The organism is Reyranella sp. (assembly GCF_004297405.1).
Classification (GTDB): domain Bacteria; phylum Pseudomonadota; class Alphaproteobacteria; order Reyranellales; family Reyranellaceae; genus Reyranella.
The window spans coordinates 173,946-190,145 of the sequence record NZ_SCVC01000036.1 but is presented as its reverse complement, the minus strand read 5'-3'; the positions used below and the strand labels follow the sequence as shown (position 1 = coordinate 190,145).

Below are 16,200 nucleotides of genomic sequence, written 5' to 3'. Positions count from 1 at the left end.
CTCAGCCCAGTTCGAGTTCGATGCCGGCCGACTTGCTGACGCCGGCCCAGAGTACGGAGAAGTCGCCGACGAACTGGGTGTATTCGGGCGGGGTCATCGGTTTGTCGCCGGGCAGCAGGACGACGTCTTTGAAGCGCTCGACGACTTCCGGCGCCTTGTAGGCCTTCTGCAACTCGTCATAGAGACGCGCGACGATCTCAGGTGACATGCCCTTGGGACCGGAAACGCCCACCCAGGTCGACGTCGTTAGTTTGGGGAAGCCCTGTTCGGCAAAGGTCGGTGCGTCGGGATACATGTCGAGGCGCTTCTCCGAACTCACCGCCAGCAGGCGGACCTTGCCGGAGTTGATATGCGGCACGTTGGTCGTGATCGGGTCGAACATCGAAGGAATGACGCCAGCCAGCATGTCCTGCAGCGACGGCGCCGAGCCGCGATAGGGCACATGCTTCAGCTTGATGCCCGCCAGGCTCGACAGCAGTTCGCCCATCAGGTGTGTGTTGGAGCCGATGCCCGAGCTGCCGAAGGCGATCTGGTCGGGCTTTGCCTTGGCGGCGGCGATGTAGTCGGCAAGTGTCTTGAAGGGTGCGTCGGCCGGCACGATCAGAACGTTCGGTGTGTGACCGATCAGGGTGACGTGGGTGAAGTCGGCCAACACATTGTAGGGCAACTTGGGATAGATGCCGGGCGCGATGCCGAGCGGCGAGGCATGCGAGATCACCAAGGTGTAGCCATCGGGCGCGGCTTTTGCAGCGAGGTCCGAGCCGATCGTGCCACCGGCGCCGGGCTTGTTCTCGACCACGACCTGGGTGCCGAGCGCGGCCGAAAGCTTGGGCGCCAGGATGCGCGAAATCGTGTCGGCGGTGCCGCCGGGCGGGAAGGTCGCGATCAGCTTGATCGGGGCCTTGGTCGGCCAGCCGGGACTTGCCTTCACGGCGGGTGCGGCGAGTGACGATCCCAGAGCGGCGGCGGAGGCAGTCAGGACATTGCGACGGGTCAGTTTCATGAAGTGCTCCCTTTCCCCGCGCCCCAGCCCCCAGGGCGAAGGCGGCGCGCATTGTCCGGAAACCCTGCAATCGATATGCCAGCCGTGTGATTCAGCCCTTGATTTGCCATAAGAGTGACCGCAAATCCGGCCCAACCCAGGAGGCGAGTGGATGATTCGGCGAGCAATGCGGCAGGCGGTTCTGGCGGCGGTTGTTATCGGATGTGGTGCCGCAACTGCCTATTCACCGACGGTTCTGGCGCAGCCGCTGCCCAGTTCGCGGACAGATCTCGCCTATTCCTATGCGCCCTTGGTCAAGCGCGTGTCGCCGGCCGTGGTCAATATCTACACAACGACGACGGCGCGGGTGCAGCGCCGCCTGCCGTTCCCTTTTCCGGGCATGCCGTTCCCGCCACAGGCAGGTGAGCGCCTGCAGAACTCGCTGGGCTCGGGTGTGCTGGTGAAGCCGGACGGGTTGATCGTGACCAATGCCCATGTCGTGCGTGGCGCTGACGAAATCCGCGTCGTGCTGGCCGATCGGCGGGAGTTCGAGGCCAAGCTCATCACCCAGGACGAGCGCTTCGACCTTGCCCTGCTGCGCATCGAGGGTAGCGACGAGAAGTTCCCCTATCTCGATCTCCGCGACTCCGATTCGATCGAGGTCGGCGATGTCGTGCTGGCGATCGGCAATCCGTTCGGTCTGAACCAGACGGTGACGAGCGGCATCATCTCGGCCGTGGCGCGCAGTGCCGGCGGCGTGAACGATTCCAACTTCTTCCTGCAGACCGATGCCGCCATCAACCCCGGCAACTCCGGTGGCGCGCTGGTCAGTCTCGACGGACGCCTGATCGGCATCAACACCGCGATCTATTCGCAGTCCGGCGGCTCGGTCGGCATCGGCTTCGCCACGCCGTCGAACATCGTCGAACGCATGATCTCCACCGGCACGCAGGGCGGCCGTATCGTGCGGCCCTGGCTCGGCGTCAGCATGCAGCGCGTGACACCGGACCTTGCGACGGGGCTCGGCCTGGCGCGACCGGCAGGTCTGATCGTCAAGGAGGTGTTTCCCGACGGACCGGGCGCAGCCGCGGGCCTGAAGCGCAACGACGTCATCATCGGCATCCGCGAGCAGATAATCGACGACGAGGCCGGCCTGCGCTTTCGTCTGTCCACCCTGAACGTCGATGTAGCGGTGCCGGTGAGGATCGTTCGCGGCGGCAAGGAAATGGTCGTGACCGTCAAGCTGGCCGCGCCGCCGGAGAATCCACCGCGCGACAAGTCTCAGCTCGAAGGCCGCCAGCCCTTGTCGGGCGCCACGGTCGTCAACATGTCGCCGGCGGTGGCGGAAGAAATGGGCCTTGCCGAATGGCGGCCCGGCGCCGTTGTCATCGAAGTGAAGCCCGGCGCCTATGCCGGCCGCTTCGTGCGCCAGGGCGACTTGATCCTGGGCATCAACGGTCAGGACGTGAAGAACGTCGACGAGCTCAAGAAGCGTCTGGCTGCCGGTCCGGTCAGCAGCGTCAGCATCGGCCGCGACGGGATGGTCTCCACCGTCCAGTTCCGCTGAATCGGGGCTGCACGCCGTGGTAGCTTTCCATCGTGCCGGCTGAACTCTTCGCCTCGCTCGCCCCGACGCCGCTCGCCGAACGCCTGCGGCCCAAGGTGCTGGGCGAGATTCTGGGCCAGGACCATCTGCTCGGGCCGGAGGGTCCGCTCGGCCGCATGCTGGCGGCGCGCAAGCTCGGTTCGTTGGTCCTGTGGGGGCCGCCGGGTTGCGGCAAGACCACGATCGCGCGCCTGCTCGCGGAAGCCAGCGACCTGCATTTCGAGCCGCTGTCGGCCGTCTTTTCCGGTGTCGCCGACTTGAGGCGCATCTTCGAGGCCGCCCGCCAGCGCCGCAAGGATGGCAAGGGTACCTTGCTGTTCGTCGATGAAATCCATCGTTTCAACCGGGCGCAGCAGGACGGTTTCCTGCCTTACGTCGAGGATGGCACCGTCACGCTGATCGGTGCCACGACGGAGAACCCATCCTTCGAACTCAATGCCGCGCTCCTGTCGCGCTGCCAGGTGTTGGTCCTGCGTCGCCTCGACGATGCCGCGCTGGGTACGCTGCTCACGCGTGTCGAGGAAGCGTTGGGCCGCCCACTGCCCGTCGACGAGACGGGTCGTCAGGCGTTGTTCGCCATGGCCGACGGTGACGGCCGCTACCTGATCGGGATCGCCGAGCAACTGGCGCAGCTCAAGGACAAAGGACCCGTGCCGCCGGCGCGGCTCGCGACCCTGTTGCAGAAGCGGGCGCCGCTCTACGACAAGGCGCAGGAAGCGCACTACAACTTGATCAGCGCGCTGCACAAGTCGTTGCGCGGATCGGATGTCGACGCGGCCCTCTACTGGTTCGCCCGGATGCTCGATGGTGGCGAGGACCCGAAATATATCGCCCGTCGGCTGGTGCGCTTCGCCGTCGAGGATATCGGCATGGCCGATCCGCAGGCGCTGACCCAGACCCTGGCGGCCTGGGAAACCTATGACCGGCTGGGCTCACCGGAGGGCGAACTCGCGATCGCGCAGGCGGTGATCTATCTCGGCACGGCGCCGAAATCGAATGCCGGCTATGTCGCCTTCGGCGCCGCCAAGCGTTCGGCCAAGACCCACGGCTCGCTGACGCCGCCGATGCACATTCTCAATGCGCCGACCAAGCTCATGAAGGAGATCGGCTACGGCAAGGGCTACGAGTACGACCACAATGCCGCCGACGGCTTCTCCGGCCAGAACTATTTTCCCGACGGGATGGCGCGCGAGGAGTTCTACCAGCCAGTCGAGCGCGGCTTCGAGCGCGAGATCCTGAAGCGCCTCGAATACTGGAAGAAGCTGCGCGAGAAGAAGCGCTAGGGCTTCTGCATCGCCTTGGCGACGCGGCGGTCGCGACCATAGACGTCGTCGCGGAAGACCGGCACGCCGTCGGCGCTAACTGCCACAGTGCGGTAGGTCACGTAGAGCGTGACTGATTCAGGGAAGGTGTAGTGCGCCTGCTGCCCGGCTTCGATCACCGCTCGCACGCGGTCCTTGCTGAAGCCGTTTTTGCCGTTGAAGACCTTCTCGACGAAGTCGAGCGGGTTCTGCAGGCGGATGCAGCCATGGCTGAAGTTGCGGCTGCCTTCGGTGAACAACCAGCGGCTCGCCGTGTCGTGCATGTAGATGCCGTACTTGTTGGCGAAAGGGAAGAAGATGTAGCCCAGCGCATTTCCCGCGCCGGGATCCTGGCGGATGCGATAGGGGAAGGCCTTGGGGTGGATCGAGTGCCAGTCCACACTATACGGATCGAGCTCGGTATCGTCGCTCCAGTTCGCGAAGATCTTGAAGCCGCTGGCGGCCAGCGCGTTGGGATCGCGGCGCAGCATCGGCAGGTATTCTTCACCGGAGATCGACGTCGGCACCGTCCAGAAGGGATTGGTCTGGAAGCCGCGCATGATCGACTGGATCTCGGGCGTCGGGTCCTTCGGCGTGCCGACGATGACCAGGCTCTGGAAGGCGAGCTTGCCTCCGTCGACGAAGATCATCGAGTAGTCGCCGGTGTTCACGAACACGTAGCGGCTGCCGAGATCCTCGGGCAGCCAGCGCCGACGCTCGAGGTTGACGATGATCTGCTCGATACGCTCGTCGACCGTCGTGTTCAGTGAACGGATGGTTTTGGCGCCAATGACGCCATCGACCGAGAGGCCCTTCATTTCCTGATACGACTTGATCAGGCCGACGAGCGCGTCGTCATAGAGGTCGACCACCGCGCCGGCGGCGGGTTCGGGGACGGCGAAATCGAGTTCGACGAGCCGCTTGCGCAGCAGGCTGACGCGTGGATCGATCATGCCGGGCTTCAGCGCGGTGCCGTCGGGGATCGAGGTGAAGCTGACCTTTCCGCGCTTGTCGCGCCATGCCGCGAGAGCCTTCTGCAAGGCGGGGTAGTCACCCTTGGGCGGCAACGAGTCGAGATAGGCGGCAAAGTCGGTCGCCTCGGCCGCGGCTTTCAAGAGGTCGGTCTTCTCGACCTTGCGTTGAACGATGTCGATGTCCTTGTCGACGCGGTTGGCGCGGACACGGCCGGTCGAAACGTCGCTCGCATAGGCAACGAAGACGGCCGTCAGCAAAGTTTCCGCCGCTGTCGGATCGGCGCCCGGCGCCAACGCCTTTTCAACTTCGACGATACTGTACCAGGCAGGATCGAGTCCGTGGTCGGAGGCGGAGCGCAGGACCTTGAGCAAGGCCTCGGAGCGGGCCGAAGCGGCTCCTGATCCGGTCCACAACAGGCCGCTGGCGTAGGTGGAAGAGGTCCCTAGCAGGGAGGACAAGAGCGCCAGAGAAACGGCGAGAAAGTAGGAGCGAATCACACCGGTGGTATAGCTGCAAACAGTCGATTCGTCCATCAACCTACGAAGTCGTGGGCCCTCAGAAAGTCAATAAAATCAGCACTTGCGCGTTGCTTTAGGGCCACAGTCCCACCACCGGCGCGCGCGCCGCGCGTGACGCAATGCAGTCGCGCCCAAGCCTGGAATTCGGGTTCGCTGAGCGTCAGGCCGAGGGAGGGCACGAAGTGGCGGCCGTCATCCTCGATGAAGTTGCGGCAGCACGACCAGTTCTCGGCGTCCTTGATGTCGAAGACCGGGCCGATCGATTCCCAGCCGTGATGAGCGGCGCCATAGACCTTCACCTTGATCCGCTCGTTGCCGGCCGTCCGCATGCGGTTGGCGTACTCGATGGCGAGTTCCGCCGGTGTGTAGTCGTCGCGCGCCGCCAGCATCAGGAACATTGGCCGGCCATGCGTGGTCGCGTCGCGATGCTGGGCGGTCGCACCGGGGCAGATCGCGACGTGCAGGTCGAAGAGATGGGGGAAGCCGTTACGCCAGCGCTGGCGTACGGCGATGGCGGCGTTCAGGGTCGCGACGCCGCCCTTGGAAACGCCCATGATTCCGATTCGCGCCGGATCGATGCGTGGATCGTGGCGCAACAGGGCGAGGGCTGCAAAAGCATCGCCTTCCATCTGGGCAGCGGAGACCAGGGTCTGGTCGGCGACGGTACGCCGCACGCCGCGCCCGGTGAAACTGTCGACGATCAGGGCGGCGACACCCGCCTGGTTCAGGAGATCGGCGTAGTAGTGCTCGCGGTGGCGCTGGACGCCGGCGCTGCTGGTCAGGATCACCATGCAGGCGGAGGGACCACCCGGCCGGTCGGGCAGGTGGAGGCTTGCGCTCAATGTCGCGGGCCGGCAGGCCGCCGGATGGTCGAACGTCAGCGTATCGAACGACACCGATTCCATGGACCCTGTTTAGCTTGTCCCTTAGGTTGCGCGCCATGAGCGATCGCCCCGCCGCCAGCGGCACCCGTGCCCAAGTCCAGCTTCGCGCCGTATCCGACGATGAGGCGGGGTTGCGGCTGGATCGTTGGTTCCAGAGGCATTTTCCCGAGCTGAGCCACGGTGCGCTGCAGAAGCTCCTTCGCACCGGCCAGGTCCGGATCGACGGCAAGCGCGCCGAGGGCAAGGATCGCGTCGAGCCCGGCCAGTCGATCCGCCTACCACCCGGCGTTTCGGCCTCTCCGCTCCCCAAGCCGCAAGCGGCGCGGGTGGCTCCGGCGGTTTCTGATCGCGATGCTGCGGAAATCCAGCGCATGGTGATCCATCGCGACGACCATGTGATCGTTCTCAACAAGCCACCGGGTTTGGCAGTCCAGGGCGGTAGCGGCACCGAGAAGCATGTCGATGGCATGCTCGATGCGCTGCGCTTCGGCTACGAAGACCGGCCGCGCCTCGTCCATCGGCTCGACAAGGATACCAGCGGTCTGCTGCTGATCGCCCGCACCGGGCAGGCCGCCAAGCGGCTGGCCGAGTCGTTCCGCGACCGAGAGACCGAAAAGCTCTACTGGGCGGTCGTCGTCGGCGTGCCGCCACGCAAGGAGGGCACGATCGACCTGCCACTCGCCAAACGTCCGGGCGCCCGCGACCGCGAGTTGATGCAGGTCGATGAGGAGAATGGCCAGAAGGCGCTGACACATTTCCGCGAGATGGACAGGATCGGCAAGCGCGCGGCGATGCTTGCTCTATGGCCGCGCACCGGACGCACTCATCAGCTCCGTGTCCACTGCGCCGAGATCGGCTGCCCCATCCTGGGCGATCGTAAATACGGCGGTGAGGAAGCGTTGCTGGCTGCCGTCGCCGACGCGCGTCGCCTTCACCTTCATGCCCGCCGGCTGACGCTGCCGCATCCCTCGGGCAAGGGTGAATTGAAGGCCGAGGCGGAACTGCCACCTCACTTCCGCCGCACCGTTGAGGCATTTGGCTTCTCTACGGACGGTGTTTGAGCGAGAATCGGTCGGCATGCGGATTCCCTGGAGGCGGCTGGCCTGGATTGCGGCAGCGGCGGTGCCGATCGCTGCGATCGGTGGCGTTGTCTGGGTGGCTACGCGCGACCTGTCGAGCTATCAGAGCCGGCTGACCGATCAGATTCGAAAAGTGACCGGTCGCGAGCTCGCCGCCCGCGTGCCGTTGAGCATCAAGCTGGGCAGCGAGCCCGCGATGGTGGCCGAAGGCGTGACGCTCTCCAACGCCCCTTGGGGATCGCGCCCTGACATGGCGCATGTGAGGAAGATGACGCTCTTCCTCGACCCGTTCTCGCTGCTCCTGGGCGAGGTCAAGATCGGCCGCATCGTGCTGGAAGGCGCCGATATCCTGGTAGAGCGCAACGAGGTCGGCGATGCCAACCTCGAAATGCTGCCGCCACCTGATGGGTCGGGGCCGCATCCGGGCGAAAACCGCTCGCTCCGGCTGCGCACCACAGCCGCATTTCCCTGGATCAATACCATCGAGGTGAAGGACTCAGTCCTCACCGTTTCCGAAGGCGCAGGGCGACCGCCGGCCGTTATCGAAGTGGCGAACGCTACGTTCAAGTCACCGGCTCCCAACCAGACACTGCAGGTCGAAGGCCGTTTCTCGGTCCCGCAGGCCGTGCCTCTTGAACTCACAGGCACTGCCGGTTCGTTCGATGGCTGGATCCGTGGCCTGCCCGGCAATATCGAGCTGCAGGGCGGTTTCGGTGGCGGCAAGATTGCCATCAAGGGCGGCGTGGGCGTGAAGGGAACCAGCCTTCAGATCAACGCCGACGGTCCCGATGTCTCGGTCTTCGGTCCCTACGTTCGGCTGCCTGTGCCGGCCGGCGGGCCTTATTCACTGAACGCCAAGGCCTCGACGCAGCGCAACGGCTTCAAGGTCGAGGTGCAGACCCTCAAGGTCGGGTCGAGTGAGATGGTGGGCGAGGCGCTCTTCCGCCACGACCGCAAAGGCACGGCGACCATTGCCGTGAATGCCGACATAACCCGCCTGGATGTCTCGGAGTTGCGCGCGGCGCCCGTTGTTGCCGCACCGCCGGCGGCGACGTCGCCCGTACAGCAGAGGCTCATTCCGGCCGTGCCCTTCTCGGCAAGCTGGCTCGGCCGTTCGGCGCTCTCGGTCACGGTCAGGCTGGGCGAGGTGGTGGGCCTTGGTGCAAAAATGCAGAACGCCTCGGTGACCCTCACATCGGGCGAGACGCGTTTCACGTTCAGGGCAGCCGGCACCGTCGGCGGCGGCTCGGCCGGCATCGACCTCGTCTACGATCCCACGGGGCGCATCGGGCAGACGACCCTGACAGCATCGGCCAACCGCGTGTCGCTTGGAGAACTCTCTTCTCTGCTGGGGCTCGATCTCGGTTTGCGCGATGCCGTGGCCGATATCGACCTGCGCTTGCGCGGTGGTGGTCGCACGACGCGCGATGCATTGAACTCGGCCAACGGTTCCGTCGACATTGCGATCGCCAAGGGCATGTGGCCACGTGATCAGCTCGTGAACTGGCCAGCCGAGACGCAGCGGCTGCTGGGTGGGACCGATTCCGGCGTTCCGTTCAACTGCATTGCTGGCCGCTTCGATGTGAGCGGCGGCGTCGCCAATCTCCGGCGGATCGTCGTCGATACGCCGCGGGCGGTGCTGATCGGCGGCGGCTTTGTCCATATGCGCACCGAAGGATGGGAATTCATCGTCGCTCCGGAAGCGCGCGATGCCCAGGGCGCCGCGCTCGCCTCGCCGATGCGCATCAAGGGTGGTGCCGGGCGCCCCACGGCGAGCGCGCTCGATCCCGGCCTCTCCAAACTGTTGGTCGGCGGTGGTCCAATACCGAGCCTGGTCGCGCAACTTGCCCAGGGCGCGCGCCAGGCCGGTGCAAACGCTTGCGCGGTGTTGGCGCCGAGGCTGGAGGCGCTGCGTCCGGGTCTACGGGCGCAGCTTCCAGTTCCTTCATCTGACGTGCGGCAACGGTCAGGTCGCCCCACGCACTCCCAGACGCCCGGTCCGCAGCGCAATCAGAACCGCTGAAGTCGGCTCTGTTCCCGTCCGAGGGCCTTGTCGTCGGCAGGGGCAGACGTGTAATCCCGTCGCCACATGCGGAGCCGGGGAAACGGGATTTCGCATCGTGGCCCCTGACTCTGAACCAAGCCGAGCTGGATGAAGCGCTTCTACAAGGAAACGGCGGTCGACGCTTGCGATGGTGGCTTTCGCGTGCTGCTCGATGGCAGGCCCATGCGTACGCCGGCCAAGGCCGTGCTGGTCGTGCCGACGCGCGTACTGGCCGAGGCCATTGCCGGCGAATGGGCGGGCGTACCTGAAAAAGAAGAAATCAAGACCGGCCTCCTGCCGCTAACCCGTCTCGCCGCGACCGGCCTGGATCGCGTGCCGGGGCAGCGCGAGCAGGTGATCGACGACACCGCCAAGTATGCCGGCTCCGACCTGCTGTGCTATCGCGCCTCCGCACCGTCGAGCCTGGTCGAGCGCCAGAGGAATACGTGGCAGCCGCTTCTCGACTGGGCGGCCGAACGCTACGGCGCACGGCTCGCCGTGGTCGAAGGCATGTCGTTCGTGACACAGCCTGTCGAGGCACTCGGCGCTCTGCGGGCGGCCGTGGCGGCGCATGGCGATATGGCGCTGTCCTCGCTCTACAATCTCACGCACATCGCAGGGTCGTTGGTCGTGGCGCTCGCTGTTGCGGAGCGGCGTCTCACGGCAGAAGAAGCGTTTGCGGCGGCCCAGCTCGACGACCTCTATCAAATCGAACGCTGGGGCGACGATCCCATCGCGATCGAGCAGCGGGCCGGCGTGCGTAAGGATATCGCAGCAGGCTCCCGGTTTCTCGAACTGCTGGAAGGCACGCGGCTGCGCGGCAAGGGGGAAGCATGACGGCAGGCAGGAAGTTTCGCGACGTGCTCGCCAGGAAGGGGCTCGTCGAGGCCATGGCGTCGCACAGCCCATTGTCGGCCATGCTCGCCGCGGAAGCCGGCTTCGATGCGATCTGGGCCAGCGGCTTCGAACTGTCGGCCATGTACGGTGTGCCGGATGTCAGCGTCGTGTCGATGACGCAGCATCTCGACATGACACGCGCCATGGCCGATCGCTCCGGCCTGCCGGTGGTTGCCGACATCGATACGGGCTTCGGCAACGCCATCAATGTGCTCTACGCCGTCGAGCAGTATGAGCGCGCCGGCGCTGCCGTGATCGTGATGGAAGACAAGAGCTTCCCCAAGGTCACCAGCCTGATCGCCGGTGGTCGCCAAGACATGGTCCGCATCGAGGAGTTCCAGGGCAAGATCGAGGCAGCGCGCGCGGCGCGACGCGATCCGGATCTGGTGATCGTTGCACGCACCGAGGCGTTGATCGCGGGCCTCGGCCAGGAGGAGGCGCTGAAGCGGGCGCGGGCCTATGAGGCTGCGGGCGCCGACATGATCCTGGTGCACTCCAAGCAGAAGACACCAGATGAGATCGAGGCGTTCGTACGCGCGTGGGATGGCAAGGCGCCGATCGCATTGGTGCCGACGGCTTATCCGCAGATGACGGTGGCACGCGTGAAGGAGCTCAAGAAGATCGGGCTCCTGATCTGGGGCAACCATGCAATTCGTGCGTCGGTCGGCGCGATGCGGGCGACCTTCGCCCAGATCCGCAAGGAGGGTGGCATCCATGGTGTGGAAAGTCAGATCGCCACGGTCGACGACGTGTTCGAACTACAGGGTATGAGCGCGGTCAAGGACAACGAGAAGCGTTTCCTCCGCTAGACGCGGTCGCGATATTGGCCGAAAACTGCTGGCAAGGGGCCGGAGATACGAATGCAGAAGATGTTGGAAGAACTCGAACTGAGGCGTGCAGCAGCGCGCCAGGGCGGCGGTGCACGTCGCGTCGAGGCGCAGCATGCCAAGGGCAAGCTGACGGCACGCGAGCGCATCGATGCGCTGCTCGATCCGGGGTCGTTCGAGGAATACGACATGTTCGTCGAGCATCGCTCGATCGACTTCGGCATGGAGACGCAGAAGATCCCGGGTGACGGCGTCGTGACCGGCCACGGCACCATCAATGGTCGGCTGGTCTATGTTTTCAGCCAGGACTTCACCGTGTTCGGTGGCGCGCTCTCCGGCATGCATGCGGCCAAGATCTGCAAGATCATGGACACCGCCATGAAGGTCGGCGCACCGGTGCTGGGGTTGAACGACTCCGGCGGCGCGCGCATCCAGGAAGGCGTCGACTCGCTGGCGGGCTATGCCGACGTGTTCCAGCGCAACGTGCTGGCCTCGGGCGTGATCCCGCAGATTTCGATGGTCATGGGCCCGTGCGCTGGCGGCGCCGTCTATTCGCCCGCGATGACCGACTTCATCTTCATGGTGAAGGACAGCTCCTACATGTTCGTCACCGGTCCCGACGTGGTGAAGACAGTCACGCACGAGACGGTGACGCAGGAGGAGCTGGGCGGCGCGCTGACCCACACGCAGAAGTCCGGCGTTTCCGACCTCGCCTTCGAGAACGACATCGAGGCGCTGCTGCAGCTTCGCCGCTTCGTCGACTTCCTGCCGTCGAACAATCGCGAGAAGGCGCCAGTGCGCCCGACGCAGGATCCGGTGGATCGTGACGACCTTTCGCTCGACACGCTGGTGCCGGACAACCCCAACAAGCCCTACGACATCAAGGAGCTGATCCTGAAGGTCGTGGACGAGGGCGATTTCTTCGAGCTGTCGCCCGAATGGGCTGGCAACATTGTGGTCGGCTTCGGTCGCATGGGCGGCAAGACGGTGGGCTTCGTCGCCAACCAGCCGATGGTGCTGGCGGGCTGTCTCGACATCGACAGTTCGCGCAAGGGCGCGCGCTTCGTGCGCTTCTGCGACGCCTTCAACATCCCGATCGTGACCTTCGTCGACGTGCCGGGCTTCCTGCCGGGCACGACGCAGGAGTTCGGCGGCATCATCAAGCACGGCGCCAAGCTGCTCTATGCCTATGCCGAGGCGACCGTGCCGAAGGTGACCGTGATCACCCGCAAGGCCTATGGCGGTGCCTATGACGTGATGGCGTCCAAGCACCTGCGCGGTGACGTGAACTATGCCTGGCCGGGCGCGGAGATCGCGGTGATGGGGGCCAAGGGCGCGGTGGAGATCATCTTCCGCTCCGACATTGGCGACGCCGCCAAGATTGCCAAACGCACCGAGGAATACCGCGAAAAGTTCGCCAATCCGTTCGTCGCCGCCAGCCGCGGCTTCATCGACGACGTGATCATGCCACATGGCACCCGTCGGCGGATCTGCAAGGCGCTCGCCACGCTCGAGACCAAGAAGCTCGAGAATCCGTGGCGCAAGCACGGCAACGTTCCTCTGTGACGGTTGCTGTGAGCCTTTCGGCGGAAGAGAGGGTGAGGCGGGGACGGGGCGTGCGGCTGCACGTCATCGTGGCGCTGCTCACGCTGCTCGTCCTGATCGCCGTCAATGCTCTGTTCTCCGCGCGCTATCCGTGGTGGCTGTGGGTGCTCATCGCCTGGATGCCCCTGATCGCGGCCCATACCGCCTGGGCGATGGGCCTGTTCGAACGCAAGAAAGAAGGATCCTAAAGAATGGCCGCCAAAAAGAAGGTCGCCAAAGCCGCGCCCAAGGCCGTGAAGAAGCCTGCGAAGAAGGCGGTCACGAAGCCTGCGACGAAGGCGAAGGTTGCCGCGCCGAAGACGACAGATTCCAAGCCGCTGTTCGACAAGATCCTGATCGCCAATCGCGGCGAGATCGCCTGCCGCGTCATCCGCACCTGCAAGCGGCTCGGCATCAAGACGGTTGCAGTCTATTCCGAGGCGGACGCCGATGCGCTGCATGTGCGTGAGGCCGACGAAAAGGTCCTGATCGGTCCGCCGCCGTCGGCGCAGTCCTATCTGCTGATCGACAAGATCGTCGACGCTTGCAAGAAGACCGGCGCCCAGGCGGTCCATCCTGGCTATGGCTTCCTCTCCGAGAAGGAAGCGTTCCAGAAGGCGCTGGCCGCCGCCGGTATCGCCTTCATCGGCCCCGATGCGCGCGCGATCTACGCCATGGGCGACAAGATCGAGTCCAAGAAGCTCGCCCAGAAGGCTGGCGTCAGCACGGTGCCTGGCCATCTCGCGGCCATTCCCAATGCCGACGAGGCGGTGAAGATCGCGCAGAAGATCGGCTATCCGGTAATGATCAAGGCCTCGGCCGGCGGTGGCGGCAAGGGCATGCGTATCGCCTACAACGATGCCGAGGCGCATGAAGGATTCGGTTCGGCGACCAACGAGGCCAAGGCGTCGTTCGCCGACGATCGCGTGTTCATCGAAAAGTACGTCGAAGAGCCGCGCCACATCGAGATCCAGCTCATCGCCGACGGCCATGGCAACTGCGTCTATCTCTGGGAGCGCGAGTGCTCGATCCAGCGCCGCCACCAGAAGGTGATCGAAGAGGCGCCGAGCCCCTTCCTCGACGCCAAGACGCGCAAGGCGATGGGCGAGCAGGCCGTCGCGCTGGCCAAGGCGGTCAAATACAAGAGCGCCGGCACCGTCGAATTCATCGTCGACAAGAACCGCAATTTCTACTTCCTCGAAATGAACACCCGCCTGCAGGTCGAGCATCCGGTGACCGAGTTGATCACCGGCCTCGATCTCGTGGAACTGATGATCCGCGTGGCGGCCGGCGAGAAGCTGCCGTTTGAGCAGAAGGACGTGAAGCTGCAGGGCTGGGCCGTCGAGGCTCGCCTCTATGCCGAGGACCCGTTCCGCAACTTCCTGCCGTCGACTGGCCGTCTCGTGAAGTATCGCGAGCCCAAGGCCGGCCCGGACGTCCGTGTCGATACCGGCGTCTACGAGGGCGGCGAGATTTCGATGTTCTACGATCCGATGATCGCCAAGCTCTGCACCTACGGAAAGACGCGCAACGACGCGATCGGCCGTATGCGTCGAGCCCTCGATGAATTCTATGTCCGCGGCGTGTCGCACAACGTGCCGTTCCTGGCAGCATTGATGGCCCATCCGCGGTTCGTCGCGGGTAAGCTCACGACGAATTTCATCGCCGAGGAGTTCAAGGGCGGGTTCACGGCAGCACATCTGCCGCCGCGCGATCCGGCGATGCTGGCCGGTATCGCTGCCGTGGTCGATCGCATTCAGAGCCATCGCACGGGCCCAGTCGAAGACGGCCGTACCGTCATGCTGAACCGCGAACCGATGGCCGTTCGCGTGACCGGACAGGGCACGGCATTCACGGTGGAAGCTGGCGATCGCGAGATCGCGATTGAGACCAACTGGGTGCCGGGTGAGCCGCTGTTGCATGCAACAGTCGATGGCCAGCATATCGTGGTCCAGGTCGATACCCTGGGCTCGGGCTGGCGCCTGGTTCACGAAGGCGGCCAGGCCGACGTGCTGGTCCTGACGCCGCGTCAGGCCGAACTCTATGCGTTGATGCCCGTGAAGGCTGCGCCCGATACGTCGAAGTTCCTGCTTTCGCCGATGCCGGGCCTGCTGGCGTCCGTCGCTGTCGCTGAAGGCCAGGAGATCAAGGCCGGCGAGGCTCTGGCGGTCGTCGAGGCGATGAAGATGGAGAACGTGCTGCGGGCGGTGCGCGACGGCACAGTGAAGACCCTCCATGCCAAGGCCGGCGACAGCCTGCGCGTCGACCAGAAGATCATCGAGTTCGCCTAGGATCGGTGCGACGCCGATGGCATTGCAGGCACGCCTGACGATTACCGGCAGGGTGCAGGGCGTGGGCTATCGCGATTGGGTGGTGGCCACCGGACAGCGGCTCGGCCTCACCGGTTGGGTGCGCAATCGCAGCGATGGCGCCGTCGAGGCTTTGATCGTGGGTGACGAGACTGCGGTTGGCCGCATGATCGATGCCTGCCGAAACGGGCCGGCGCTCGCGCGAGTGGACGAGATCGACGTTGAACCTGTCGATCTCGATATCCTGCCGGAAGGTTTTACGCGGCTGCCGACGGTCTGACAGCGGTGGCTGCGGCCTGCCCGAAGACTTCGTCGAAGGTCTCGGCCAGTGCGGCATCTAGATCGGCCAGGGTCACCGGCAGACCCAAATCGACCAGCGACGTCACGCCATGCTCGGCAATGCCACAGGGGACGATTCCTGCATAGTGCGACAGGTCGGGCTCGACGTTGATCGAGATGCCATGAAACGACACCCAGTGACGAATGCGCACACCGATGGCCGCAATCTTGTCTTCACGCGGGCTGCCGTCGGGCAGGGCGGGCTTGTCGGGGCGAGTGACCCAGACGCCGACCCGGCCTTGCCGCCGCTCGGCCCGCACGTTGAAGCGAGCGAGCGTGCGGATGGTCCAATCTTCGAGGTCGGTGACGTAGCGGCGCACGTCCTGGCGGCGGGCTCGTAGGTCGAGCATGACATAGGCCACGCGCTGGCCGGGGCCATGATAGGTGTATTGCCCGCCGCGGCCCGCGGTATGCACCGGAAAACGCGCCGGCTGCAGCAGATCGTGCGCCTTGGAACTGGTGCCAGCCGTGTAGAGCGGCGGGTGCTCCAGCAGCCACACCAATTCGCTGGCATTGCCGGTACGAATATCGGCGACGCGCGTCTCCATGACGGCCAGAGCCTCGTCGTAGGGGACTGCGCCGTCGGAAATGCGCCATTCGGGGCTGTTCATTGTGGCAAAATCGGTACTTCTCGCCTCTTGTGCAAGCCCGCCTTGCCACTGGTGAGGCGATTTGGTATCCCCCGCGCCATCGAACCGGCGCGGCCATGGCGGAATTGGTAGACGCGCTAGCTTGAGGTGCTAGTGCCGCGAGGCGTGGAAGTTCGAGTCTTCTTGGCCGCACCAAACGCCGGTTCGATCGAAAAGGTAGCCTAAGGCCGCCGCCTGTTGGAAAATCCAACTGGCGGCCCTTTTT

14 protein-coding genes and 1 tRNA gene are annotated in these 16,200 nt (G+C 65.0%); 11 read left to right on the top strand and 4 right to left on the bottom strand.

All coding sequences use genetic code 11. The features are described from left to right. Position 1 precedes the first annotated feature (1 nt). A complete protein-coding gene (locus EPO50_RS23880) occupies positions 2-1,003 on the bottom strand; it encodes a tripartite tricarboxylate transporter substrate binding protein (RefSeq protein WP_296348190.1) in 1,002 nt (333 codons plus the stop codon). 151 nt (positions 1,004-1,154) lie between these two features. Here EPO50_RS23880 and EPO50_RS23875 point away from each other — a divergent pair, with 151 nt between their 5' ends. Both EPO50_RS23875 and EPO50_RS23870 read left to right on the top strand, forming a co-directional pair. After that, positions 1,155-2,549 carry a Do family serine endopeptidase gene (locus tag EPO50_RS23875; protein WP_296348188.1) on the top strand — a complete coding sequence of 465 codons (1,395 nt, stop codon included), beginning with the start codon at positions 1,155-1,157 and terminating at the stop codon, positions 2,547-2,549. 32 nt (positions 2,550-2,581) lie between these two features. After that, the gene (locus EPO50_RS23870; RefSeq protein ID WP_296348186.1) at positions 2,582-3,871 is read left to right on the top strand and encodes a replication-associated recombination protein A; all 1,290 of its coding nucleotides are present in this window, start codon (positions 2,582-2,584) and stop codon (positions 3,869-3,871) included. Here EPO50_RS23870 and EPO50_RS23865 read toward each other — a convergent pair. Together EPO50_RS23865 and EPO50_RS23860 are read right to left on the bottom strand one after the other, a co-directional pair. Next, positions 3,868-5,397, bottom strand: a complete 1,530-nt coding sequence (locus tag EPO50_RS23865) for a L,D-transpeptidase family protein (protein WP_296348184.1) — start codon at positions 5,395-5,397, stop codon at positions 3,868-3,870. The two genes, EPO50_RS23870 and EPO50_RS23865, sit on opposite strands and share 4 nt — an antisense overlap. Next, complete coding sequence (locus tag EPO50_RS23860) at positions 5,397-6,287, bottom strand: dienelactone hydrolase family protein (RefSeq protein ID WP_296348182.1); 891 nt, start codon at positions 6,285-6,287, stop codon at positions 5,397-5,399. Before EPO50_RS23860 ends, EPO50_RS23865 begins: the two co-directional genes overlap by 1 nt. A gap of 35 nt (positions 6,288-6,322) precedes the next feature. On the opposite strand from EPO50_RS23860, the gene EPO50_RS23855 reads away from it, so the two are divergent. The 8 genes from EPO50_RS23855 (at position 6,323) to EPO50_RS23820 (ending at position 15,286) form a co-directional block, all read left to right on the top strand. After that, positions 6,323-7,327: an RluA family pseudouridine synthase gene (locus EPO50_RS23855; RefSeq protein WP_296348180.1), complete on the top strand. Its 1,005-nt coding sequence runs from the start codon at positions 6,323-6,325 to the stop codon at positions 7,325-7,327. A 16-nt stretch (positions 7,328-7,343) separates the two neighbouring features. Continuing rightward, complete coding sequence (locus tag EPO50_RS23850) at positions 7,344-9,368, top strand: AsmA family protein (RefSeq protein ID WP_296348179.1); 2,025 nt, start codon at positions 7,344-7,346, stop codon at positions 9,366-9,368. A gap of 129 nt (positions 9,369-9,497) precedes the next feature. Further along, complete coding sequence (locus EPO50_RS23845) at positions 9,498-10,226, top strand: ATP12 family chaperone protein (protein ID WP_296348177.1); 729 nt, start codon at positions 9,498-9,500, stop codon at positions 10,224-10,226. Continuing rightward, on the top strand, positions 10,223-11,095 hold the full coding sequence (locus EPO50_RS23840; RefSeq protein ID WP_296348175.1) for a phosphonopyruvate hydrolase: 873 nt from the start codon (positions 10,223-10,225) through the stop codon (positions 11,093-11,095). Before EPO50_RS23845 ends, EPO50_RS23840 begins: the two co-directional genes overlap by 4 nt. A gap of 51 nt (positions 11,096-11,146) precedes the next feature. Next, positions 11,147-12,679, top strand: a complete 1,533-nt coding sequence (locus tag EPO50_RS23835; RefSeq protein WP_296348174.1) for an acyl-CoA carboxylase subunit beta — start codon at positions 11,147-11,149, stop codon at positions 12,677-12,679. A 32-nt stretch (positions 12,680-12,711) separates the two neighbouring features. Further along, positions 12,712-12,906, top strand: a complete 195-nt coding sequence (locus EPO50_RS23830; protein ID WP_296348170.1) for a 2TM domain-containing protein — start codon at positions 12,712-12,714, stop codon at positions 12,904-12,906. 129 nt (positions 12,907-13,035) lie between these two features. Beyond that, on the top strand, positions 13,036-14,988 hold the full coding sequence (locus tag EPO50_RS23825; protein WP_296348421.1) for an acetyl/propionyl/methylcrotonyl-CoA carboxylase subunit alpha: 1,953 nt from the start codon (positions 13,036-13,038) through the stop codon (positions 14,986-14,988). A gap of 16 nt (positions 14,989-15,004) precedes the next feature. Then, the gene (locus EPO50_RS23820) at positions 15,005-15,286 is read left to right on the top strand and encodes an acylphosphatase (RefSeq protein WP_296348168.1); all 282 of its coding nucleotides are present in this window, start codon (positions 15,005-15,007) and stop codon (positions 15,284-15,286) included. On the opposite strand, the gene lipB is transcribed toward EPO50_RS23820, so the two are convergent. Then, complete coding sequence (lipB, locus tag EPO50_RS23815) at positions 15,264-15,956, bottom strand: lipoyl(octanoyl) transferase LipB (RefSeq protein ID WP_296348166.1); 693 nt, start codon at positions 15,954-15,956, stop codon at positions 15,264-15,266. The two genes, EPO50_RS23820 and lipB, sit on opposite strands and share 23 nt — an antisense overlap. A gap of 89 nt (positions 15,957-16,045) precedes the next feature. Between lipB and EPO50_RS23810 the strand changes: the two genes are divergently transcribed. Then, a tRNA-Leu gene (locus EPO50_RS23810) sits at positions 16,046-16,130 on the top strand. Positions 16,131-16,200: the final 70 nt, after the last annotated feature.

What these genes read in the sequence shown, in the direction of transcription:
- EPO50_RS23835 (WP_296348174.1), top strand. Translation starts at nt 11,147, where the DNA reads ATGCAGAAGATGTTGGAAGAACTCGAACTGAGGCGTGCAGCAGCGCGC.
- EPO50_RS23820 (WP_296348168.1), top strand. Translation starts at nt 15,005, where the DNA reads ATGGCATTGCAGGCACGCCTGACGATTACCGGCAGGGTGCAGGGCGTG.
- EPO50_RS23865 (WP_296348184.1), bottom strand. Translation starts at nt 5,397, where the DNA reads ATGGACGAATCGACTGTTTGCAGCTATACCACCGGTGTGATTCGCTCC.
- lipB (WP_296348166.1), bottom strand. Translation starts at nt 15,956, where the DNA reads ATGAACAGCCCCGAATGGCGCATTTCCGACGGCGCAGTCCCCTACGAC.
- EPO50_RS23855 (WP_296348180.1), top strand. Translation starts at nt 6,323, where the DNA reads ATGAGCGATCGCCCCGCCGCCAGCGGCACCCGTGCCCAAGTCCAGCTT.
- EPO50_RS23860 (WP_296348182.1), bottom strand. Translation starts at nt 6,287, where the DNA reads ATGGAATCGGTGTCGTTCGATACGCTGACGTTCGACCATCCGGCGGCC.
- EPO50_RS23875 (WP_296348188.1), top strand. Translation starts at nt 1,155, where the DNA reads ATGATTCGGCGAGCAATGCGGCAGGCGGTTCTGGCGGCGGTTGTTATC.
- EPO50_RS23880 (WP_296348190.1), bottom strand. Translation starts at nt 1,003, where the DNA reads ATGAAACTGACCCGTCGCAATGTCCTGACTGCCTCCGCCGCCGCTCTG.
- EPO50_RS23845 (WP_296348177.1), top strand. Translation starts at nt 9,498, where the DNA reads ATGAAGCGCTTCTACAAGGAAACGGCGGTCGACGCTTGCGATGGTGGC.
- EPO50_RS23850 (WP_296348179.1), top strand. Translation starts at nt 7,344, where the DNA reads ATGCGGATTCCCTGGAGGCGGCTGGCCTGGATTGCGGCAGCGGCGGTG.
- EPO50_RS23840 (WP_296348175.1), top strand. Translation starts at nt 10,223, where the DNA reads ATGACGGCAGGCAGGAAGTTTCGCGACGTGCTCGCCAGGAAGGGGCTC.